The sequence below is a fragment of the Streptomyces sp. NPDC048420 genome (genome assembly GCF_040651535.1).
Taxonomy (GTDB): Bacteria; Actinomycetota; Actinomycetes; order Streptomycetales; family Streptomycetaceae; genus Streptomyces.
The window spans coordinates 348091-370235 of sequence record NZ_JBEZKG010000002.1 but is presented as its reverse complement, the minus strand read 5'-3'; the positions used below and the strand labels follow the sequence as shown (position 1 = coordinate 370235).

At 70.8% G+C, this 22145-nt stretch carries 16 protein-coding genes and 2 pseudogenes; 13 read left to right on the top strand and 5 right to left on the bottom strand.

The window, feature by feature from the left end; genetic code table 11:
• Positions 1-15: 15 nt before the first annotated feature.
• On the bottom strand, positions 16-681 hold the full coding sequence (locus AB0D34_RS04395; protein ID WP_362656223.1) for a bifunctional DNA primase/polymerase: 666 nt from the start codon (positions 679-681) through the stop codon (positions 16-18).
• A 451-nt stretch (positions 682-1132) separates the two neighbouring features.
• Between AB0D34_RS04395 and AB0D34_RS04390 the strand changes: the two genes are divergently transcribed.
• From AB0D34_RS04390 to AB0D34_RS04380, 3 genes and pseudogenes are all read left to right on the top strand, one after another.
• Positions 1133-2644, top strand: coding sequence for a PP2C family protein-serine/threonine phosphatase (locus AB0D34_RS04390; protein WP_362656220.1), 1512 nt, complete (start codon positions 1133-1135; stop codon positions 2642-2644).
• A gap of 83 nt (positions 2645-2727) precedes the next feature.
• The gene (locus tag AB0D34_RS04385) at positions 2728-4194 is read left to right on the top strand and encodes an aminopeptidase P family protein (RefSeq protein ID WP_362656217.1); all 1467 of its coding nucleotides are present in this window, start codon (positions 2728-2730) and stop codon (positions 4192-4194) included.
• 61 nt (positions 4195-4255) lie between these two features.
• Positions 4256-5190, top strand: a pseudogene (locus AB0D34_RS04380) (PLP-dependent aminotransferase family protein); the annotation flags it as partial.
• Positions 5191-5351: 161 nt separating this feature from the next.
• Here the strand turns inward: AB0D34_RS04380 and AB0D34_RS04375 are convergent.
• Both AB0D34_RS04375 and AB0D34_RS04370 read right to left on the bottom strand, forming a co-directional pair.
• Positions 5352-6185, bottom strand: coding sequence for a triphosphoribosyl-dephospho-CoA synthase (locus AB0D34_RS04375; protein WP_362656214.1), 834 nt, complete (start codon positions 6183-6185; stop codon positions 5352-5354).
• Positions 6186-6194: 9 nt separating this feature from the next.
• The gene (locus AB0D34_RS04370; RefSeq protein ID WP_362656211.1) at positions 6195-6356 is read right to left on the bottom strand and encodes a hypothetical protein; all 162 of its coding nucleotides are present in this window, start codon (positions 6354-6356) and stop codon (positions 6195-6197) included.
• Positions 6357-6897: 541 nt separating this feature from the next.
• Here AB0D34_RS04370 and AB0D34_RS04365 point away from each other — a divergent pair.
• The 4 genes from AB0D34_RS04365 to fxsT all read left to right on the top strand — a co-directional run bounded on the left by AB0D34_RS04365 (position 6898) and on the right by fxsT (position 15003).
• Positions 6898-7095, top strand: coding sequence for an FXSXX-COOH protein (locus AB0D34_RS04365; protein WP_362656208.1), 198 nt, complete (start codon positions 6898-6900; stop codon positions 7093-7095).
• Positions 7096-7147: 52 nt separating this feature from the next.
• Positions 7148-9556, top strand: coding sequence for an FxsB family cyclophane-forming radical SAM/SPASM peptide maturase (locus AB0D34_RS04360; RefSeq protein WP_362656205.1), 2409 nt, complete (start codon positions 7148-7150; stop codon positions 9554-9556).
• Positions 9557-9687: 131 nt separating this feature from the next.
• On the top strand, positions 9688-10947 hold the full coding sequence (locus tag AB0D34_RS04355) for a TIR-like protein FxsC (RefSeq protein WP_362656202.1): 1260 nt from the start codon (positions 9688-9690) through the stop codon (positions 10945-10947).
• Between the two features lie 90 nt (positions 10948-11037).
• On the top strand, positions 11038-15003 hold the full coding sequence (fxsT, locus tag AB0D34_RS04350; protein WP_362656199.1) for an FxSxx-COOH system tetratricopeptide repeat protein: 3966 nt from the start codon (positions 11038-11040) through the stop codon (positions 15001-15003).
• A 214-nt stretch (positions 15004-15217) separates the two neighbouring features.
• Here fxsT and AB0D34_RS04345 read toward each other — a convergent pair whose 3' ends face one another.
• On the bottom strand, positions 15218-16096 hold the full coding sequence (locus AB0D34_RS04345; RefSeq protein ID WP_362656196.1) for an alpha/beta hydrolase: 879 nt from the start codon (positions 16094-16096) through the stop codon (positions 15218-15220).
• A gap of 100 nt (positions 16097-16196) precedes the next feature.
• Positions 16197-16637, bottom strand: coding sequence for an ATP-binding protein (locus AB0D34_RS04340; protein WP_362656194.1), 441 nt, complete (start codon positions 16635-16637; stop codon positions 16197-16199).
• Positions 16638-16867: 230 nt separating this feature from the next.
• Between AB0D34_RS04340 and AB0D34_RS04335 the strand changes: the two genes are divergently transcribed.
• From AB0D34_RS04335 to AB0D34_RS04310, 6 genes and pseudogenes are all read left to right on the top strand, one after another.
• Positions 16868-17710, top strand: coding sequence for a hypothetical protein (locus tag AB0D34_RS04335; protein WP_362656191.1), 843 nt, complete (start codon positions 16868-16870; stop codon positions 17708-17710).
• Between the two features lie 125 nt (positions 17711-17835).
• Complete coding sequence (locus AB0D34_RS04330) at positions 17836-18573, top strand: YcnI family protein (protein WP_362656188.1); 738 nt, start codon at positions 17836-17838, stop codon at positions 18571-18573.
• A gap of 77 nt (positions 18574-18650) precedes the next feature.
• Positions 18651-19307: an SCO family protein gene (locus tag AB0D34_RS04325; protein WP_362656185.1), complete on the top strand. Its 657-nt coding sequence runs from the start codon at positions 18651-18653 to the stop codon at positions 19305-19307.
• Positions 19304-19744, top strand: coding sequence for a copper chaperone PCu(A)C (locus tag AB0D34_RS04320; RefSeq protein WP_362656183.1), 441 nt, complete (start codon positions 19304-19306; stop codon positions 19742-19744). Before AB0D34_RS04325 ends, AB0D34_RS04320 begins: the two co-directional genes overlap by 4 nt.
• 13 nt (positions 19745-19757) lie before the next feature.
• On the top strand, positions 19758-21776 hold the full coding sequence (locus tag AB0D34_RS04315; protein ID WP_362656181.1) for a copper resistance protein CopC: 2019 nt from the start codon (positions 19758-19760) through the stop codon (positions 21774-21776).
• 8 nt (positions 21777-21784) lie between these two features.
• Positions 21785-22145 (top strand): annotated as a pseudogene (locus AB0D34_RS04310) (hypothetical protein); the annotation flags it as partial.

Here is a 22145-nt window from a genome sequence, read left to right as displayed (position 1 = left end):
CCGCGCCCGACACCCCTACAACTCGGGTGCGCTCACACCCGTACGAGTGAGGGCCTCGACCACGGCGTCCACCACGGCCTCGACGTCGGGGACCCACGGGGAGGCCGAGCCGGGGAGCGGTGCGCGCTCCCATTCGATGTCGCCGTGGCCGGTCTCGGACGGGGGCAGGGCGAGGTAGCCGCCCTCGCCGTGGAAGCGGAGGGAGCCGGGGACGTGGTCCTGGGCGTACAGCAGTTCGCCCAACTGCTCCAGGGAGTACGGCTTGACGAGGATCGCCCAGCGGGTCGGCGAGGCGACCACCGGACCGAGGCGCATGCCCTGGGCGTCGAGCGCGGCCAGGGCGCGGGCGGCCGGGAGGGCCGGGAGGCTGACCGCGCAGGGGGCACCCGCGCCGGTGGCCAGGATGATCGGCGCGGCCGGGCGGTTGGTCCACCACCAGCGCACCATGCGCTCGTCGGTCGTGGCCGCGAGGAGGCCGGGATCGAAGGGGTGGGCGCCGGGAACCGTGCATTCCGGGTCGGGGCAGCCGCAGCGGGCCCGGCCCTCGGGGTCCGGTGCCACACCCGGGAGTACGGGCCACTGCCATTCCGTCGCGAAGGTCAGGGCCGCGCCGAGCAATTCAGGCCTTCCGTCGCTGCGCTGGGACAGGAGCCTGCGTCGCCTTCCGAGGATCTCGCGCATGAGCGCTCGTTCCTTTCCGTTGCACCGCTGGCAACACCGTGGACCACATCACACCATGTGTCGATCACTTCACTGTGCGTACCTGTTGGCGCATCACACCCTTGTCCGAGACAAGGGGAACCCCATACTGCGTCTATCAAAAACCTGGGCGTGGCGGGGGGTGGCGAAGTCTGGCGTTTGCCGTCGCGCGTATTTCTCTCCGCCTCCGCCACGGGAGGATGGGGCCCGGTCGTCGCTGGCTAAGACGCCCGGGTCGGTCACCAGGTTCCGGGTGGCTGTCCACCACCCCTGGTCCTTACCGAGTACGTACCCACCACGACCGTTGTGACGCTCTGTGGAGCAAGGCCAGTCGACCTCAATACACCGTAACCCGAGGCAGTTTTGAGCCAAGTTTTCCGATGGACCCACCCTCCACCGGTTACCCACGGACACCAGGAATCCCGGCAGGACAATGCTGGACATCCCCTTACGAGTGCGTGTACATGTGGAGACACTGCTAGCGGCGCAGAATGACATGGGGGTTTGCGATGCTTTTGAGCAATACGCACCGGTCGGAAAGCCGGACGCCATGAACGCCCCTCACCCTCCGAAAGTGGCCGGAATCGATTCAACGGTTCCCGCACCAGCACACACTGTCGCGCCCGCGCCTGCCGCCCCGGGCACCTCTCAGGTAGCCCCTCCCCACGCCCCGGGGGCCCTGCTCCAGGACCGCCTCGCCGGCTGGGTCTCCGACCTCACGACCCTGCATGAACTGACCGAACGCCTCACGCGCACGGCCGCGCTGCCCGACGCTCTCCAGGAACTGCTGCGCGCCGGATCCGCCCTCGTGGGAGCCCGGCGCGGACTCGTCGTCCTCGAACCGGACGACGGCCTCGGCCCCGACACCACCATCGGCCTCGGCCTCGCCCGCGCCGACCTCGGGCACATCGAGACGGTGCCGCGCAGCGCGATGTCGTACGGCCGCATCCTCGATGGACTGCCGGGCGGTGACGGTGAGATCGCCCAGCCCGATCTGCTCGCCGAGGACGGTCTCGACCCGCGCCACCGCGAGGTCGCCGCCCGCCTCGGCTACGCGGCCTGCTATGCGCTCCCTCTCGCCACCGATGCCGCCGGCCGCCTCGGCGCCGCCGTGTGGCTCTACGACGAGCCTGCCGAACCGGGCGAGCGCCAGCGCCACCTCGTCGGTCTGTACGCCCGGTACGCCACCGAGCACCTGGCCCGGCTCCTGGAAGTCGAGCGCACGCGCGCGTGCATGGCCACGATGGCGGAGGAGCTGCTGCCGTCCCGGCTCCCCCGGGTCGCCGGTGTGCGGCTCGCCGCCCGGCACCGCACCGGCCCGCGCGGTGGCGGCGACTGGTACGACGCCCTCCCACTGCCGGACGCGGCACTCGGCCTCGCGGTCGGTTCGGTGACCGGCTCCGGCCCGAGCGCGATCGCCGCGATGGGACGTCTCAGAGCGTCCCTGCGGGCGTACGCCGTGATGGAGGGCGAGGACCCGGTCGCGGTCCTGTCCGATCTGGAGCTGCTGCTCCGGCTGACCGAGCCGGCCCGCTCCGCCACCGCCCTGTTCGCCTACTGCGAGCCCGCGCTGCGCAAGATCACGCTGGCCGGCGCGGGGCACTGCCCGCCGCTGCTGATCGGCGAGCGGCGCACCGAGTTCGTGGAGACCTCCGTGTCCGCGCCGCTCGGGATGCTGGCCTGCTGGGAGGCGCCGAGCGTGGAGCTGTGCGCCGAGCCGGGAGAGACGGTTCTGCTGTACACCGACGGGCTGCTGCACCGCACCGGCGACCCCACCGACCGTGCCTTCGCGCGGCTGCACTCCGCGGCCGCCGGGGTGCCGAAGGGGCTGCGCGACGACCCCGGCGCGATCGCCGACCACGTCCTGCGGACCGTGCTGCCGGACGGGCTGGACGAGGCGGACTCCGAGGAGGACGTCGTGCTACTCGCGGCTCACTTCGAGTAGCGCGCGGTAACAGGTCATTCGGCCCTGGGCCCCCTTCCGTACGACCGTACGATGGACGGGGTCCAGTGCCGTTTCGTAGGAGGATGACCGTGGCCGAAGAACTCACCCCGGCGACCCCGGAAGATGAGTCCGAAGAGCCGATCAAGAAGCGGAAGAACGGCCTGTACCCGGGCGTCTCCGACGAGCTGGCCGAGAGCATGAAGTCCGGCTGGGCCGACACCGAGCTGCACGACCTGGAGCCGATCGCGCAGGCCGCCGAGACCGCGGCCCGCCGTGCCGCCCTGTCCGCCCGCTTCCCGGGTGAGCGTCTGGTGATCCCGTCCGGCAACCTGAAAACGCGTTCGAACGACACGGAGTACCCGTTCCGGGCCTCCGTCGAGTACGCGTACCTCACCGGTAACCAGACCGAGGACGGCGTGCTCGTCCTGGAGCCCGTCTCCGGCGGTCACACCGCCACGCTGTACCTGCTGCCGCGTTCCGACCGCGAGAACGGTGAGTTCTGGCTCTCCGGCCAGGGCGAGCTGTGGGTCGGGCGGCGGCACTCGCTCACCGAGTCCGAGAAGCTGTACGGCCTCCCCGTTTCCGACGTGCGCGAGCTGGCGGACGCCCTGCGCGAGGCCACCGGTCCGGTGCGGGTCGTACGCGGGTACGACGCCGGGATCGAGGCCGCGCTGACCGACAAGGTCACCGGGGAGCGGGACGAGGAGCTGCGGGTCTTCCTGTCCGAGGCGCGGCTCGTCAAGGACGAGTTCGAGATCGGCGAGCTGCAGAAGGCGGTCGACTCGACGGTCCGCGGGTTCGAGGACGTGGTGAAGGTCCTCGACAAGGCCGAGGCCACGTCCGAGCGGTACATCGAGGGCACCTTCTTCCTCCGCGCGCGGGTCGAGGGCAACGACGTCGGCTACGGCACGATCGCCGCGGCCGGGCCGCACGCGTGCACGCTGCACTGGGTGCGGAACGACGGGGCCGTGCGCTCGGGTGAGCTGCTGCTCCTCGACGCGGGCGTCGAGACGCACACGTACTACACCGCCGACGTGACGCGGACACTGCCGATCAACGGTCGGTTCAGCGCTGTGCAGAAGAGGATCTACGACGCCGTGTACGACGCCCAGGAGGCCGGGATCGCGGCCGTGAAGCCTGGCGCGAAGTACCGGGACTTCCATGACGCGGCGCAGCGGGTGCTGGCCGAGCGTCTCGTGGAGTGGGGCCTTGTCGAGGGGCCCGTGGAGCGGGTCCTTGAGCTGGGGCTTCAGCGGCGGTGGACGCTGCACGGGACCGGGCACATGCTGGGGATGGACGTGCACGACTGCGCTGCCGCGCGGGTGGAGTCGTATGTGGACGGGGTTCTTGAGGCGGGGATGGTGTTGACCGTCGAGCCCGGGCTGTACTTCCAGGCCGATGATCTGACCGTGCCTGAGGAGTATCGGGGTATTGGCGTGCGGATCGAGGACGACATTCTGGTCACGTCGGAGGGGAACCGGAATCTGTCGTCCGGGCTTCCCCGGCAGTCCGACGAGGTCGAGGCGTGGATGGCGGGCCTCAAGGGTTGAGTTTCGGCTGCGGGTGGGTCGTGGCTGGTTGCGCAGTTCCCCGCGCCCCTGGGGGGTTGCGGTGGACCTGCATGTAAAACCAGACCCCGATCACGGGCTTCGTGCTGGGCATGAGAGGGCCTTGCGTGACGCCGTTCGCAGTGGGCGGCTGGCGCCTGGAGCCCAGGACCAGTTGGTCGCCGAGGGGTAGCTGACGGCTCGGCAGGGGGCGGGGACGGTTGTCGCACCGCTGCCGTCCGTCGAGGGCGGGCTGTTCGAAAAGAGGGCGCACGCGTGTGTGCGCCCTCTTTTCGATCTGCGGACCGGGAGCCCGGATGTGGGGGCGTTTCCGGCTGCCGCCTGGATGCGAGCCCTGCGGAAGGCCGTCGACCGGGCGCCCGTCTCCGCGTACGACTACGGCGATCCCCTCGGGCGGATCGAGCCGCGGACCGCCCTCGCGGAGTATCTCGGGCGGGCCCGTGGGGTCGTCGCGTCTCCTGAGCGGATCGTGGTCACCTCCGGAGCCGTGCAGGGGCTCGCGCTGCTCACGCGCGTGCTGGAGGGCGTCACGGTGGCCATGGAGGACCCCGGGTTGCCTTCCACCGGGAGGTCGTACGGCACGGTGGTGGGCGGGTGGTGCCGGTGCGGGTCGACGAGCTGGGGGTCTGTCCGGAGGACGTGGGGGCCGTCGATGCCGTCGTCGTCACTCCCGCCCATCAGTATCCGACCGGCGTGACGCTGCATCCCTCGCGTCGGCGTGCGCTGACCGACTGGGCACGCGCGCGTGGGGCGTTGGTCGTCGAGGACGACTACGACGGGGAGTTCCGGTACGACCGGCAGCCCGTCGGGGCGCTGCAGGGGATGGCGCCGGGGCAGGTCGGGTACGGCGGTACGGCGTCCAAGACGCTCGGGCCCGGGCTGCGGCTCGGCTGGATGGTGCTGCCGCCGCAGCCCGTCGGACCCGTCGCCGACGCCAAGCTGCACAGCGACCACAGCACCGAGGTCGTCGGTCAACTCCTCCGCGAGCCCCGTGGCCAGACCCGACCGACACCGAAACCCACGCCCCTGAGCCCACCGGCACCCGGCCGAGCCCTGAGCCGAGCGGCGCCAGGGCTCGTATTCATGAGCTGATCAGTACCGGGTGGACCATGGGCACAGGCCGACCGGCGTCGGTGGTGTCAGGTGCGGTGGGTCGTGGGTGGGGCCGGGAGCGCGTCCACGAACAGGGCCCCCGCGAGCAGTCCCGCGCTGCCGCGGGGGCTCCACGCGCGTGTGTGGAGGTCGGTGTCGAGGGTGAGCAGGGCCTCGCGGCCCGCCTCCGTCGTCGTACCGCCCGCCTCCAGGACACCGCGCGCTCCGGCCTGGACGTGGCGGAGGCCCAAGGGGCCCGCCGTGTAGAGGAGTTCGGTGTCCTGGAGGGTGGACATCACGGTGAGCAGGGCGTCCAGGCGGGCCTCGGACTCGTCGGCGCCCGCCCTGCGGGAGGTGGCCAGTGCGTCCAACGCCCGCCGTACGTGCGGGAATCCGGCGCGGGCCTCGCCCCGGGCGCCCGCGGCGCCGTACTTCGCGGACACCGAGGAGCCCCGGGAGGCTCGGCGCGGGGCCCGCCTGTCGGAGTGGGCGGCGATCTTCTTGGCGGTCGTGGTCACGTCCTTCGACCGTGCCCCCGGGTCGAGGGCGGCCGCGGCGACCAGCAGGCCCAGGGTCCACAGGGCGCCGCGATGGCCGCCGCCGGCCAGGCCCACGGAGTGCTCGGTGCACCGGCCGATCGCGCCCAGTTCGGCCCGGAGCCCGGGGCTGGGCTCGCCGGTGCGGCGGGCGGCGGCGGCCATCGCCGCGAGGCCGGGCGCGAGCGCCTTGGCCGACCAGCGCAGGGAGCAGTGGTCCCTGTTCGTGGCGCGGGCGCCGAGGTCGCGCGGGTCGGGCAGGCCCGGCTTGGGAGCCAGGGCCAGCTGACCGGTGAGCGCGGCCACGGCGGCGAGCGCCAGCGCCTCGTCCTCGCGGCTGCTCATGGCCGGACCCTACGAGGAGGCCGAAGTTGAGGGACCGGCACTTTCGGACGGAGCGCCGCTGCCGGCGCCCGTGCTCTCCGCGTCCGGGTCGATAGCGCTGGTGGCGGTGTCGAAGGCCGACTGGTACCCGGCCATGGCGATCCCGCCGGCCGCGCTGTGGTTTCCCGTCATGAGACGGAAAGTAAGAACAGAACCCGTCAGGATCTTCGGCACGGGCTGTGCGCGGACTGAGAGTACTGAGAAATCTGAGGGCGGGGGGCGCGCAGGGAAAAAATACTGCGGACGGGTGAAGCATCGGCGCGTATTCGTGCACGCACACAGCTCGAACGGGTGAGTTATGCGCGGGCGGCGCCGGAAGCGTCCAATCCTCACACCCGGCAAAGAATCGGCAAATTATGTGAGGGATCGCCGCTGACGGACACCCCTTACTCACCCAAAGGGGTGAGTGCTCGATTTCACTTCTGCCCCTCGCGTACCAGCAGAATCCGTGGACCGACATGCGATCCTGGCAGGTTGAAGTACCGCTCGGGCGACGCCAGTTGGATCCAGCATGCGCCTCCCGCCCACTCGGGCGTTATGCGAGGATGGCCGCCCAAAGCTGAGCGTGTTTCGCGAGGTGATGGACCCAGCCAAATGACATTGTCCTTATTTGGGTGGCTTTACTCCTGCCCACTCGCCACCCGTGGGACACAGGGAAGAACGAGGTTCGCCCATGAACACGCTCGCCAACGCCTCGGCCGAAGAGCCGGGGAAGCCGTCTGCCGCCGGCCCCGAGCGCATTCCGCTGACCCGGCTCGCCGCCCGCAACGACGGTCTTGGTTCCGGCGCCCTCACCCGTATCGTCTCCCCCGGCACCTCGGGCCGGGGTCCCGCGCGCGTCTCGGTCGCGGCCTTCCAGTCGGCCGTCTGACCGTCATACTCCCGACCGTCATACTCCGGGGCAGGAATCGGACAGTGGGCTCATGGATCCTTCACCACACCCTCTGAGCCAGTTCGTACTCAAGATGCACAGCCGCTGTGATCTCGCCTGTGATCACTGCTATGTGTTCGAGCACGCGGATCAGAGCTGGCAAGGCCGGCCTGTGGTGATCTCCGGTCCGGTCCTGGACCTCACTGCCCGGCGCGTCGCCGAGCACGCGCGGGCGCATCGCCTCGACACCGTTCACGTCGTCCTGCACGGCGGGGAGCCACTCCTCGCCGGGCGGGCACGACTGCGCCACGCCGCCGTGGGCTTACGCACCGCCCTGGAAGGCGTCTCGGCCCTCGATCTTCGTATCCACACCAACGGTGTCACCCTCGACGAGAAGTTCTGCGACCTCTTCGACGAGTTCGACATCAAGGTCGGTGTCTCCCTCGACGGCGACAAGACCGCCAACGACCTGCACCGCCGCTACCGCAACGGCCGCACCAGCCACGACCGGGTCCTGCGAGCGATCTCCCTTCTGCAGCGCCCGCGCTACCAGCACCTCTTCGCCGGCATCCTCTGCACGATCGACCTCCGCAACGATCCGGTCGGCGTCTACGACGCCCTCGCCGAACTCTCCCCGCCCCGCATCGACTTCCTGCTGCCCCACGCCACCTGGGACGAGCCCCCGCCGCGTCCGGCCGACGGCAACTCCGGGACGGCGTACGGCGATTGGCTGCTCGCCGTCCACGACCGCTGGACCGCCGACGGCCGCCCCATGGGCGTACGCGTCCTCGACTCGGTGCTGCGCACCCTGCGCGGGGCGAACAGTCTCACCGAGTCGCTCGGACTCGCCCCGGTGGAGTTGGCGGTCATCGAGACCGACGGGGCGCTGGAGCAGGCGGACTCGCTGAAGACGGCGTACGACGGCGCACCGGCCACCGGGATGAGCGTGCACCACAACTCGTTGGACGAGATGGCCACGCACCCCGGCATCCTGGCCCGGCAGCAGGGGCTGGACGGGTTGTGCGAGACGTGCCGGGACTGTCCGGTCGTGCGTTCCTGCGGCGGGGGGCTGTACGCCCACCGGTACCGAACCGGGAGCAGTGGCGGCGGGTTCATGAACCCCTCCGTGTTCTGCGCCGATCTCAAACACCTCATCACCGGGATCCGCGACAGGGAAGCCCAGCAGATGTCCGTATCACCACTGCCCGACGTCCACCTCGGCGAACTCGCCTCCGGGTACGGTGGCTTCGACGCCGTGGCCCGTCTCGTCCGCCACGAAGTCACCGTCAACCGCGAGCTGTTGGCCGCCGTCTGGCACGAGAGTCCGCACGACGCGATCGGCACCGCCGCCTGGGAGACCCTGACGGTCCTGGACGCCGAGGCGCCCGAGTCGGTGGACACGGTTCTGGCCCACCCGTATCTGCGCCCCTGGGCCCAGCGGGTCCTTAGCGGCGACGAGGAGGAGGCGGGCCGGACCGCGATGCGTGGCGTGGCGGAGCTCGCCGCGGCGGCGCTGCTGCGGGCCGGACGGGCGGGCACGGTGACCGTGCCGGTGCATGCCGGGGTGGTGCGGCTGCCCACCCTGGGGGCGCTGGTGGTGGACGACGCGGCACAAGCAGAGATCACCGGTGGCGGCGACGACGGCTTCAGCGTGCGGGTGGGCTCGCGGGAACACCTCGTCGGGCACAAGGGCGCGGGCGCGGCCGATCCGGCGTGGCTGCCCCGGCACCGGTTCGAACTGGACGGCTGGGCCGTCGCGTTGGAGGACACCGACCCCTGGCGGGACGCCCACGGCTACCCCGTGCAGGCACGGCTGTCCGAGGAGGCGGCCGAGCGCTGGCGTACGGATCTCACCGCGGCCTGGGAGTGGATCCGACGGGAACTGCCCGCCTACGCCCCCGGGCTCTCGGCAGGCCTGAGCCTGGTCACCCCCCTGCGGGAGAACTCGTCCGGAGCGGACATCAGCTCGGCCGCACGGGACGCCTTCGGCGCCGTGGGCATCGCGCGCCCGGCCACCCCCGAGACCCTCGCGTGCTTGCTGGTACACGAGTTCCAGCACGTCAAACTGGGTGCCGTGCTCGACATGGCGGACCTGTACGACCCCGGCTGCGATCGGCTCTTCTACGCCCCCTGGCGGCCGGACCCGCGCCCGCTGGAGGGTCTGCTGCAGGGGACGTACGCCCATGTCGCCGTCGTCGACTACTGGTGGGCCCGCCTGCGCACCACCGAGGGCGCCGAACGGCACGCGGCCGAGGTCCGGTTCGCGCGCTGGCGTGCGCAGACCGCCGAGGCCGTGGATGTGCTGGCCGGCTCGGGCGCCCTCACGGAACTCGGTGAGCGGTTCGTCACGGGCATGGGAGAGAGTCTGGCGAGCGGCCTGGCCCAGCCGCTGAGCGCGGGCGCGCTGGCGGAGGCTCAGCGGGCGGCGGAGAAACACCGGGAGCGTTCCGCGGTGTCCTGAACGGGTTCCTCGCCGCCGTATCTGATGTTCCGTCACATTCCTCTTGTCGAAGGCGTGTTCTCCGTACCGTTCCGCAGATGAGGCCTGCTTCCTACACTGAAGCTCCATCGGCGGCGTATCGGGGGGTATTGGTGCCAGGAGACGCAGACGGCTCCAAGAGGAACCGACCGTACTTCTTCCTCAGTTACGCGCACACGCCACAGTACGAAGCCGAGGCCGGGGACCCGAACATCTGGGTGAAGAAGCTGTACGACAGCCTGTGCTCGCACATCATGGAGATGACCGAGTTACCGAAGGGGGCCCGGGTCGGGTTTCTGGACCAGGGCATCGAGGTGGGGTCGCGGTGGACCGACGAGCTGTCGGAGAACCTGGCCAGGTGCCAGGTGTTCGTGCCGTTGTATTCGCCCCGGTACTTCATCAGTGAGCAGTGCGGACGGGAATGGTGGGCGTTCCACCAACGTGAGATCCACCGCCGGGCCCGGCAGGTCGAGTCCCGGGAGAGCGCGATCATCCCGGCGTTATGGGTGCCCGTGGAGCTCGCCCAACTTCCCCCGATCGCCAAGGACTTACAGTTCCACCACTCCGACTTCGGGGAGGACTACGCGACGGAGGGCTTCTACGGGCTGATCAAACTCAGCTATCTGAACGAACAGTACGAACGCGCCGTCTACCGGCTGGCGCAGCGGATCGTCCGGGTGAGCCGGGCCATCGGCCTGGAGGAAGGGCCGATTCACCAGGACTACGAGTTACTGCCCAGCGCGTTCGGCGACAAGGCGCATCCTCCCGGATTCGACGTCACCGTGATCGCCCACTGCCTCTCGGACCTCCCGGCGGGCCGGATGCGCGACTACTACGGCGACACCCCGGCCGACTGGAACCCGTTCCACCCGACGTCGAGCCGCCCCCTGGTGAAGCACGCGGCGGATCTCGTGCAGTCCATGAACTACCGGGTCACCATCAGCGACTTCGAGACCGAGGCCGACCGTCTGCTCACCACCGACCGGCCCACCGCGCCCGCCCTGCTGCTGCTCGACCGGTGGACCCTGGAGTCGCCCCGCGTGCAGAAGCTGATGGCGCAGCTTTCCAGGCACCCCCGCCCGTGGATCAGCGTGCTGGTCCCCCAGTTCCGGGACGACCTGATCCCACCGGAGCGCGACCAGCAACTGCTGGGACTGACCGACCGCATCCTGGGCGCACGCAAGGTCGTCGGTTCGGGCTACCGGTCGCCGAACAACGGCATCCGCACCCTGGAGGCCTTCTCCGTCGAACTGCACAAGTCCGTGAGCCAGGCGGTCATGTACTACCAGGCACGCGCGGAGACCTTTCCGCCCCCGCCGGAGGGGCAGCCGAAGGATCCCCCGTGGCGGAGCAGGCCGGGGTATCCCGGCTAGCCGGTCCGCCGGTCAGCCGGCAGACCGCACCGCGGCACACCGACACGCACCGCACGAGGGAAGAGCAAGGCCGACACAGCGGAGGGTTCCATGACCGAGGACCGCAAGGGCTCAGTGATCACGTTCTACTCGTACAAGGGCGGCACCGGCCGGACGATGGCCCTCGCCAACGTGGCCTGGATCCTGGCCGCCAACGGTCACCGCGTGCTCGCCGTCGACTGGGACCTGGAAGCTCCTGGCCTGCACAGGTTCTTCCACCCCTTCCTCAAGCCCTCCTTACTCCGGGCCACGCCCGGCCTGATCAACCTGATCGACGACTACCGCCGCGAGGCCCTGCGCGATCTGCCGGACCGCAAGCCGGACTGGCACCGCCAGTACGCCCGGGTCCGGCCCCACGCCATCTCCCTGGACTGGCCGTTCCCCGGGACGGGCAGCCTGGACTTCCTGTCGGCCGGGATGCGCCACCGCGACTACCCGATCGTCGGCAACATGGACTGGGACCGCTTCTACAGCAGCTACGGCGGCGGCCAGTTCTTCGACGCGATGCGCGCCGACATGGAGCGCTACTACGACTTCACCCTGATCGACAGCCGTACCGGCCACAGCGACCTCGCCGACATCTGCACCGTGCAGATGCCCAGCACCCTGGTGGTCTGCTACACCCTCAGCGACCAGAGCATCGAGGGCGCCGCCGACATGGCCCAGGACATCCAGGAACGCTACGGCGACAAGGGCATCCGGATCCTGCCGGTCGCCATGCGCATCGACGACGGCGAGAAGGACAAGGTGGACGCGGGCAGGGCACTGGCCCGCGAGCGCTTCGACGGCCTGCCCAGCGGCATGGACCCCGACGAACTCGCCGCCTACTGGGGGTCGGTGGAGATCCCGTACCGCCCCTACTACGCGTACGAGGAGATCCTCGCCCCGTTCGGCGACCCGCCCAAGGTCGCCAGTTCCATGCTGACCGCGTGCGAGCGGCTGACCGCGGCTGTCACCTCGGGCCGGGTCACCTCGCTGCCGGCCCTCAACGAGGTCAAGCGCAGCCAGTACGTCTCGGCCTACACCCGCCGCCGCCCGTTGCCGCCCTCGAAGCTGCTGCTCCAGTACGTCTCCGAGGACCGGATGTGGGTGGACTGGCTGGAGGCGGTGCTGCGCGAGGCCCGCTTCGATGTGGTCTCCCAGGACGTGCGGTCGATGACGACCCTGGAGGTGGGCGCCGAGTCCCTGCCCGGCGGCCAGCACCGGGTGCTCGCCGTGGTCTCCCCCGCTTTCCTCGGCTCCCGCACCGCGCAGGCCGCGTGGGAGGCCGCCGCGCACTCGGGTGGCTCGGCCGAGCACCAGCCGGTCGCGCTGCGGGTCGGTGACGTGCAGCAAATCCCGTACGCCGGCCGGGGCAGCGCCATCGACCTGGTGCGCCTGGACGAGGACACCGCCGCCGGCACCCTGCTGTCCGGTCTGGGCCGTCCCGGCTCCCCGCAGCCGGCCACCCGCCCGCACGGGGTGCGCTTCCCCAACACCAGCACGAGCGTCTCCAACGTCCAGCCCCGCTACCCGTACTTCACGGGCCGTTCGACGATCCTGGAGCAGGTGCGCCGGCAGTTCGTCTCCGGGCCCGGCGGGCTGCGGCTGCCGCAGGTGCTGCACGGACTCGGTGGCGTCGGCAAGACGCAGCTGGCGCGGGAGTACGCCAACCGCTTCAAAGCCGACTACGACCTGGTGTGGTGGGTCGACGCCGAGCAGCCCGACCTGGTCCCGCCCAAGCTCGCCGACCTCGGCCGGCGGCTCGATCCCGGCATCGGCGACGACGTCAACGAGGCCGCCCTGGCCGCGTTACAGGCGCTCCGGGCCGGACGGCCGTACAAAAGGTGGTTGTTGGTCTTCGACAACGTGGAGGACCTGGACCTGATCCTGAACCGGTTCGAAGAGGAGACCGCGCCGGTCCCGGACGAGGTCTACGGGCACCTGCTGGCCACCACCCGTACCAAGCCCGCCTCGACCCAGGTGCAGCCGGTGGAGGTGGAGGTGTTCACGCGGGAGGAGAGCGTCGAGCATCTGACCGGGCGGGTGCCCGGACTGGGGGAGGCGGACGCCACCCTGGTCGCCGAGGCGGTCGGTGATCTGCCGCTGGCCATCGAGGTCGCGGCGGCCTGGCTGGAGGCGACGGCGACGCCCGTCCGCGAGTACATCGAACAGCTGCGCGAGCAGAGCACCAAGGTGCTGTCGGTGAAGGCCGCCGTCGACGCCGTGGAGTATCCGTCGTCCGTGGGTGCCACCTGGAACATCTCGGTGACCCGGCTGCGCCACGAGTCGCCCGCGGCGGCCCGGCTGCTCGAACTGTGCAGCTTCCTGTCCGCCGAGCCGATCTCGATGACCCTGATCGGCTCCGACGCCATGATCAGGGCCCTGCTGCCGTACGACAAGGACCTGCGCGCCCGTTACATGCTCGGCAAGGTCACCCAGGCGCTGAACCGGTTCGCGCTGGCCAAGGTCGACTCCACCGACAACTCCATCCAGGTGCACCGGCTGGTGCAGGCCGCGGTGCGTGACAGCCTGGCCCCCGACGTGGCCGAGGACACCGTCCACGAGGTGCACCGCATCCTCGCCGCCGCCCGGCCGCCCGAGGGCGCGGTGGACGACCCCGTGCAGTGGCCCGGGTTCGAGGTGATCTGGCCGCACCTGGTGCCCTCCAACATCCGCGAGTGCGCGGAGGAGGAACCGCGGCAGCTGATGGTGGACCGCATGCGCTATCTGTGGAAGCGCGGCGAACTGCATGTCGCCCGCACCCTGGGCACCCAGCTCAACGAGTTCTGGAGCACCGAGTTCCCCGAGGCCAACGACGAGCAGATCCTCAACCTCCGCTTCGAACTGGCCAACGTGCTGCGCTCCCAGAGCGAGTACCAGACCGCCCGCGAGCTGGACGAGGACACCCTGAACCGGCAGCGCGACCTGCTCGGGGAGGGCCACCCCACCCTGCTGATCACCTCCGGCAGCGTGGCCGCCGACCTGCGGGCGCTCGGGCACTTCAGCCAGGCGCTCGAGCTGGACGAGCAGATCTACAGCGGGTTCCGCGAGATCTTCGGCGAGGACCACCCGCGCGCCCTCGTCGCCGCCAACAACCTCGCCATCGACTACCGCCTCACCGGGGACAACGCGGCCGCCCGGCGGCTCGACGAGGACACCGTGCGCCGCCGCACCGCCCTGCTCGGCCCGCTGCACCCCTACACCCTGACCACGCGCAGCCACTACGCGCGTGACCTCAGGGAACTCGGGGAGTACGACGACTCGGTGCGGATCCTCCAGGAGGTGCGGGAGTCCTTCGGGCAGGTGCTCAACCCGTACGTCCCCGAAGTGCTGCGGGTCGACAAGTCCCTCGCCGTGTCACTGCGCAGGGCGGGGCGGCTCACGGAGGCGCTGCGGCTGAGCGAGCAGACCTGGGAGACACACGCGCGCTACCGGGAACGCTACGGGCGCTCCATTCCCGAGGAGCTGGCCTGCGGGCTCAACCTCGCCGCGGACTACTTCGCGACCGACCCCGAGCACGGGGCGCGGCGGGCCGTGGATCAGGTGGGCGAGGTGCTCGGGGGGTACCGGAACTCCTTCGGTGTCGAGCATCCGTTCACCATGTACTGCCTCAACAACCTGGCCATGTACCACCGTTCGCTCGGTGAGACGGAGAGGGCCGCCGAACTCGCCGAGCGGGCCCGCTCCTCGCTCGCGGCGGCCCTCGGCGAGGTCCACCCCGCGACGCTCAGCGCGGGCACCGGTCTCGCCAACGCCCTCGCCGACCTCGGCCGCTTCGAGGACGCCGAGCACTGGGAGCGCCTGACCATGACCGGCCTGCGCAAACGCCTCGGCGCCGGGCACCCCGACACCCTCACCAGCATGGCCAACCTCTCGGTCACCCTGCGCACCCTGCACCGCGACCAGGAGGCGGCCAAGCTCCACCAGGAAGCAGAGACCGAGTTGGTCCAACGGCTCGGGGAAACACATCCGCTGAGCGAGGCGACAATCGGGTGGCGGCGGATCGACCGGGATCTGGAGCCGCAGCAGGTGTGAGGTGAGGGAGGGCTCCGCGCGGTTTCCGGTGGGTGCCGCCGATTGCCCTGCCTGCCGCGCGAGTGCCCTGCCCGCCGCACGGTTTCCGGTGGACGCCGCCGATTGCCCTGCCTGCCGCACGATTCCCGCCGGATGCCGCCGATTGCCCTACCCGCCGCACGATTCCCGCCGGATGCCGCCGATTGCCCTACCCGCCGCACGATTCCCGCCGCCGTCACCCCTCCCCGTCCTGGTGCGAGGCCCAGCCGATGAACCGCGTCATGACGCGCAGTGCTCCGAAGTGGGCAGCGTCGTCTGCCACCTCGACCTGGGCGCCGGGGATGTTGCGGCCCAGCCAGCGGGTGTGTTCGACCGGGGCGAAGATGTCCTCGGCGCCGTGCCAGAGGGAGACGGGCGCGGTGATGCCCGCGAGGTCGAAGCCCCAGCCGGTGCTGAAGGCCATGACGTCGTCGACCCAGCCGTCGGCCGAACTGCGCAGCCCCTCCGCGAAGTTGCGCTCCAGCATGGCCTGGATACCGGCGTCGGCGACGATCCGCCGGTCGGACTCGGGCAACCCGCTGCGCATGTCGGCGACGGAGGCCGCCGGGTCCGCGAGGATCGTCATCGACTTCGGCCCCAGCACGGCGGTGAGCCGGTGCCGCCCCGCCGCCGCGTTGACGTAGGCGTGCACATTGGCCTCGGTCATCCCGTCGAACCAGTCCAGGTCGGCGGCGTCCGGCGGCGCGAGCGCCACCAGCACCCCGACCCTGGCCGTGCGCTTCGGCAGCAGCGCCGCACAGGCGAGCGCATGCGGGGCGCCCCCGGAGCGGCCCACGACACCGAACCGGTCGATCCCGAGGGCGTCGGCGATCGCGGCCACGTCCTCCGCCGCCGCGCTCACCGCCCGGCCCGCCCGGCGGTCCGAGTCGCCGTAGCCCGGCCGGTCGAAGGTGATCAGCCGGACTCCCATGCGGTAGAGCACGGACGGCCGCGGGGCCGGACCCAGCCGGCTTCCGGGCGTGCCGTGCAGCAGGAACACCGGGCGCCCGAGCGGATCACCGCGCTGCTCCACGGTGAGCCGCCGTCCGTCCCTCGCGCATATCGTCCACGCCATCGGCAGTCCCCCCACGGCCCGGCGTTGCTGTGACGCCGGCAGCGGAACAACCGGCACCGGCCAGTATGCAGACCGGAGCGGCTGGAGTCATGGCATCGGATCACACCGCCATCAGCGGAGCGTCCTTCTTCCACTTGAGGATCTTGTCGAAGCTCACCACGGCACCGCGGCCCGGTTTGTTGCCGATCTGGACGTGGTCGGCGAGTTCGTGGATGAGACAGAGGCCGCGGCCGTTCTCCGCCTCCATGGGGGCGGGGCGACGGCGCACCGACGGGAAGCCGGGGCCCGAGTCGGTGACCTCGATACGGCACTTCTCGCCGTCCAGGTATGCGGTGACCCGGTACGCCGCCGAGGAGTCCTGCCGGTCGCTCTCCCCGCCGTGCTCCACGGCGTTGGCGCAGGCCTCGCTGAGGGCGAGGGAGAGGTCGTAGGAGACGTCCGGGTCCACCCCCGCGGTCTCCATGGTGCCGAGCAGCAGGCGCCGGGCGAGCGGAACGCTCGCAGCCTCACGCCGCAGATGGAGTGACCACCAGATGCTCATGCTCCAGCCTCCCGGCCGCGGCTCGACATACCGTTACGTATTGCCGCGCGTGCCCGGGTGTAAGCACATCGCCGACGTGATGCCGCCCATATGGGGGATGTGCGGGGCGTGTTCAGCGGTGTATGTGGGGCAGCGCGTACCAGAAGTGACCTTCCGGTCGTACACCCCGTACGTCATCTTGTGGACCTGCCGTATGGCGCCTATAAGGCCAGTGCGATGATGAGCCCGCCATGACTGCCCCCCACGCACGCTCCGGAGGGGATCTCCGGGTTCTGCGGGCCGCGGTGTTCGCCGCGGTCTGCGTCGTGCTGGCCGCGGCCGGTCACTCGATCGCCTCCTGCGCCACCGTTCCGCTGTGGACGCTCGGCGCGGGGTTCCTCGGGGCCGTCCTGGTCGTGGCACCGCTCGCCGGACGTGAGCGCTCGCTGCCGGGCATCGCGACGCTGCTCGCGGTCGGACAGACCGTGCTGCACGTGCTGTTCGGACTGGGGCAGCACGGTACGACGGCGATGGCCTCGATGACGTCGATGTCATCGGCGCAGTCGGCGTCCGGCGCCACGCTGGTCCAGCAGGCGTCCGACGCCACGCTGGTCCAGCAGGCCGCACGGCTGCTGTGCGGGACCACCGCCGCGGCGATCAGCCCGGCACAGGCCCAGAAGCTCCTCACCGACGCACGGCTGTATCCGGGCACACCGGATGCCCCGCACCACGCGACGCAGGCCATGTCCGGTTCCTCCGTCTGGCCGTCCCTGCCGATGGTCCTCGGGCACGTCCTCGCGGCCGTCGCCGCCGGATGGCTGCTGCGGCGCGGGGACCTGGCGCTGCTGCGGCTCGCCGAACTGTCCGCATGCTCGGCGCAGTCGGTCGCGGAGGCGGCGCTCGTACGGTCCCTGCGCGGGGCGCTCGCGCTGGTGCGGGCCCTGCGCGCGGGGCTGCCGGGAGCGCCCGGGACCGGGCCGCGCGCCCCGCTGACGGCGTCGCCCGCGCCGCCCCGACCGCGTACCACGGCACTCCAGCACTCGGTGATCAGGCGTGGCCCGCCGGCCCTCGCCGTACTCGTTCTCGCCGCCTGACGCGACGCGACCACCGCTCCACTTCCCGAGGGACCTGGACATGGGGGCCGCCGTCGTGCGGCACGCGCGTGTGCGCACGCGCATCCCTCTTCACCGGAACCCCTTTTCGAAGCGGAGTGCTCTTCATGAAGGCTTCTCGTCTCGCCGCCACCGGCGCCGTCGCCGCCACCGCCGTCGTCGTCCTGTCCTCCCCCGCGTTCGCGCACGTCAGCGTGCAGGCCGAGGGCACCGCCGCCAAGGGCGGCTACGCGGTCGTGGACTTCAAGGTCCCCAACGAGCGCGACAACGCCTCCACCAGCAAGCTCGAGGTCAACTTCCCGACCGACCACCCGCTCGCCTCGGTCATGCCGGAGCCGATGGCCGGCTGGAAGATCGAGGTCACCAAGTCCAAGCTTGCCAAGCCCCTCGAACTGCACGGTGAGCAGATCACCGAGGCCGTCAGCAAGGTGACCTGGACGGCCACCAGCAAGGCGAACGGCATCCAGCCCGGCTACTTCGAGAAGTTCCCGGTCTCCATCGGCGCCCTGCCCGAGGACGCCGACGAACTGGTCTTCAAGGCGATCCAGACGTACTCCAACAAGGAGGTCGTGCGCTGGATCGAGGTCCAGGAGGACGGCGCGGAGGAGCCCGAGACGCCGGCCCCCGTGCTCGCGCTGTCCGCGGCCTCCGAGGACGGGCACCACGGCTCGGCCGCCGCCGAGGAGGCGGACGCCAAGACCGAGAACGCCGCCGCGACCACCGAGGCCGCCGACAGTGACAGCAGCGACACCACCGCCCGCGTCCTGGGCGTGGTCGGCATCGTGGTCGGTGCGATGGGCGTGGCGTACGGCGTGCTCGCCGGCCGCCGGCGCGGCGACGCCTGACCCTGTTTCGCGGGAAGCGCGCCGGGGTCGTACGGCCCCGGCGTACCCCAAAAACCTTACATCTGGGACATTTCGATATGCGCAAGAAGACGTTCGCCGCGGCCGCGCTGGTCGCCGCCGCCACCCTGACCCTCTCCGCCTGCGGCAGCGGTGACGACAGCTCCTCCCCGGTCTCCGTGGTCTCCGAGGAGGCCGGCTCGGACAAGGCCGCCACGGTCCTCGACCAGCCGTTCGAGAAGCCGGACCTGGTCCTGACCGACACCAAGGGCGAGAAGTACGACCTGCGGGCCGCGACCAAGGGCAGGCCCACCCTGATCTACTTCGGCTACACCCACTGCCCCGACATCTGCCCGCTGACGATGAACAACATCGCCGTCGCGAAGAAGCAGCTGCCAAAGTCCGAGCAGGACAAGCTGACCGTCGTGTTCGTCACCACCGACCCGGGCCGCGACACCCCCACCGAACTCGGCAAGTGGCTCAAGGGCATCGACACCCAGTTCGTGGGCCTCACCGGCGACTTCGCCACCATCCAGGCGAGCGCCCGCACCCTCGGCATCTCCATCGAGCCGACCCACAAGGACAAGAAGACCGGCAAGACCGTCTCGGTGCACGGCACCCAGGTCGTCGCCTTCTCCCCGAAGACCGACAAGGGGTACGTCCTCTACGGCGAGGACGCCACCGTCGACGACTACACCAAGGACCTGCCGAAGATCATCAAGGGGCAGAACCCGTGAGGCGTACGGCGCTGTCGTTCGCGGTGCTCGCCGGCGCCCTCGTCCTCGCCGGGTGCTCGGACTCCTCCGCGGACCTCAGCGTCTCCGGCGCCTACATCCCGCAGCCCGTCTCCGCCGACATGGCCGCCGGGTTCCTCACCATCTCCAACTCCGGTGGCGCGAAGGACGAGCTGACCTCGGTCACCAGCAGCGACGGCGACGTCACCATGCACGAGACCACCGGCGGCATGATGGAAGAGGTGTCCCGCCTCGCCGTCCCGGCCCACGGTCAACTCGTGTTCAAAAGCGGCGCCAACCATCTGATGTTCGACAAGCTGAAGCGCAAGCCCACGCAGGGTGAGACCGTCACCGTCGAACTGCACTTCTCCAAGTCCGACCCCGTCGTCGTGAAGATGCCGGTGAAGTCGGCGACCTACGTCCCGAAGACCGGACACTGAGGGAGGGACCACCTTGACGCAGACCATCGCCCCCCGCGTCCGGACCCTGGTGCTTTTGCTCCTGGCCACCTGCGGCCTGCTGCTGGCCACGGCCGGGCCGGCCTCCGCGCACGCCGCGCTCACCGGCAGCGACCCCCAGCAGGGGGTGGTGGTCGACAAGGCGCCCGACCAGGTCTCGCTGACCTTCTCCGAGAAGGTCGCCCTGTCGAACGACTCGCTGCGCGTCCTCGACCCCAAGGGCAAGACCGTCCAGCAGGGCAAGCCCTTCGAGGTCGGCGGCACGACGTACGCCGTGAAAGTCCACAGCGGCCTGCCCGACGGCACCTACACCGTCACCTACCAGGTCGTCTCCGCCGACAGCCATCCCGTCGCCGGCGCCTACACCTTCTCCATCGGCGCCCCCTCCACCACCTCCGTCTCGGTCTCCGGTGAGACGGCGGGCGGTGGGGTCGTCGGCTGGCTGTACGGCTTCGGCCGCTATATGTCGTACGCCGGTTTCATCGTCCTGGTCGGCGGCGCGGCCTTCGTGCTCGGCTGCTGGCCGCGCGGCGCCGGAGTACGGCCCATGCAGCGCCTCGTCGTCGGCGGCTGGCTCACGCTCACCTCGGCCACCCTGCTGCTGCTCCTGCTGCGCGGCTCCTACACCGGCTCCGGGAAGGTCGGGGACGTCTTCGACCTGGACCTGCTCGGGAACGTGCTCCAGACCAAGACGGGCGCGGCCCTCGTCTCCCGGCTGCTGCTGCTCGCGGCGGCGGCCCTGTTCATCTCCGTGCTCTTCGGGGCGTACGACAAGCGCGACGACGAGGAGAAGCGCGACCTCACCTTCGGGCTCGCGATCGGCGGGACGGTCGTCGCGGCCGGACTCGCGGCGAGCTGGGCGATGGCCGAGCACGCCTCGGTCGGGCTCCAGACGGGCATCGCCATGCCCGTCGACGTCGTCCACCTGCTGGCCGTCGCCGCCTGGCTCGGCGGGCTGACCGCGCTGCTCGTCGCCCTGTACCGCTCGGACGCGCCGATCGAATCCGCTGCCGTACGACGGTTCTCCCAGGTCGCCTTCGGCAGCGTGGTCGCGCTGGTCGCGACCGGGACCTACCAGTCCTGGCGCCAGCTCGGCTCCTGGTCGGCGTTCACCGAGACCACGTACGGACAGCTGCTGCTGGTCAAGATCGGACTGGTGGCGCTGCTGGTCGGCATCGCGTACATCTCACGGCGGTGGACGGCCCAGCTCGCCGACACCGTCGTACGGCAGAACAAGCGGGCACCTCAGAAGGAACGGGTGGGCGCGAAGGCGGGTGGCGCCAAGGGGGGCGGTGCGGCGAAGGGGGCCGATGCGGAGGGTGCCGGTTCCAAGGGTTCGGGGTCGAAGGGTTCGGGCTCGAAGGGGATCGCTTCGAAGAGTTCCGGCTCGAAGGGCACCGGTTCCAAGACGTCCGGTGAATCCAAGCGGGCCGCTCAGCTCGCTCGGCAGCAGGCCGCGATGGACACCGCCCGGCAGAAGCGGTCTCGGGACGCCGATCCCCACCGGTTCGGGCTGCGCCGCTCGGTGCTCGCCGAGGCGGGGGTCGCGGTCGTCCTGCTGGCTGTCACGACCGTACTGACGCAGACCGAGCCCGGCCGTACGGAGGAGGACGCCAAGGCTGCCAAGGCCGCCGCCTCTTCCTCCTCTTCCTCGTCGTCGGCGGCCGGTTCCGGGGCGGTGACCCTGGACATGTCCTTCGACACCGGCGGCACGGACGGCAAGGGGGTCGTGACCGTCGACTTCGACCCCGCGCGCGTGGGCGGCAACGAGATGCACGTCTACGTCCAGCGGCCCAACGGCCGTGCCTTCGACATCCCCGAGGTGAAGGTCGCCCTCACCCTGGAGGCCAAGAAGATCGGCCCGCTGGCCGTCACCCCCGACCACATCGCCACCGGCCACTGGTCGGCGAGCAACGTGCAGATCCCCATGGCGGGTGACTGGAAGGTCGCGGTCACCGTCCGGACCTCCGACATCGACCAGACGACCGTCTCCAAGAACGCGCAGATCGGCTGAACCGCACCATGGCTGAACACTCCAGTCCCGTCACCGGCACCGAAGAGGGCGACTCCGGGGAGGGGGGTACGCCCGAGGAGGGCGCGTCCACGAAGCGGGCGGGCGCTGCGGAGGGGCAGGCGCGGAAGAGAGGGGCCGCTGCCGAGGGGCGAGCGTCCAAGACGGGTGCCACTGGCAAGGGGCAGGCACCGAAGCCGGACGCCGCTGCCGAGGGGCAGGTGCCGAAGGCGGACGCCGCCGCCACGGGGCGAGCGTCCAAGACGGATGCCACTGGCAAGGGGCAGGCACCGAAGCCGGACGCCGCTGCCGAGGGGCAGGTGCCGAAGGCGGACGCCGCCGCCACGGGGCGAGCGTCCAAGACGGATGCCA

What these genes read in the sequence shown, in the direction of transcription:
- AB0D34_RS04395 (WP_362656223.1), bottom strand. Translation starts at nt 681, where the DNA reads ATGCGCGAGATCCTCGGAAGGCGACGCAGGCTCCTGTCCCAGCGCAGC.
- AB0D34_RS04340 (WP_362656194.1), bottom strand. Translation starts at nt 16,637, where the DNA reads ATGAGCATCTGGTGGTCACTCCATCTGCGGCGTGAGGCTGCGAGCGTT.
- AB0D34_RS04360 (WP_362656205.1), top strand. Translation starts at nt 7,148, where the DNA reads ATGGATCCTTCACCACACCCTCTGAGCCAGTTCGTACTCAAGATGCAC.
- fxsT (WP_362656199.1), top strand. Translation starts at nt 11,038, where the DNA reads ATGACCGAGGACCGCAAGGGCTCAGTGATCACGTTCTACTCGTACAAG.
- AB0D34_RS04390 (WP_362656220.1), top strand. Translation starts at nt 1,133, where the DNA reads ATGCTGGACATCCCCTTACGAGTGCGTGTACATGTGGAGACACTGCTA.
- AB0D34_RS04335 (WP_362656191.1), top strand. Translation starts at nt 16,868, where the DNA reads ATGACTGCCCCCCACGCACGCTCCGGAGGGGATCTCCGGGTTCTGCGG.
- AB0D34_RS04330 (WP_362656188.1), top strand. Translation starts at nt 17,836, where the DNA reads ATGAAGGCTTCTCGTCTCGCCGCCACCGGCGCCGTCGCCGCCACCGCC.
- AB0D34_RS04370 (WP_362656211.1), bottom strand. Translation starts at nt 6,356, where the DNA reads ATGACGGGAAACCACAGCGCGGCCGGCGGGATCGCCATGGCCGGGTAC.
- AB0D34_RS04365 (WP_362656208.1), top strand. Translation starts at nt 6,898, where the DNA reads ATGAACACGCTCGCCAACGCCTCGGCCGAAGAGCCGGGGAAGCCGTCT.
- AB0D34_RS04325 (WP_362656185.1), top strand. Translation starts at nt 18,651, where the DNA reads ATGCGCAAGAAGACGTTCGCCGCGGCCGCGCTGGTCGCCGCCGCCACC.
- AB0D34_RS04375 (WP_362656214.1), bottom strand. Translation starts at nt 6,185, where the DNA reads ATGAGCAGCCGCGAGGACGAGGCGCTGGCGCTCGCCGCCGTGGCCGCG.
- AB0D34_RS04385 (WP_362656217.1), top strand. Translation starts at nt 2,728, where the DNA reads ATGACCGTGGCCGAAGAACTCACCCCGGCGACCCCGGAAGATGAGTCC.
- AB0D34_RS04345 (WP_362656196.1), bottom strand. Translation starts at nt 16,096, where the DNA reads ATGGCGTGGACGATATGCGCGAGGGACGGACGGCGGCTCACCGTGGAG.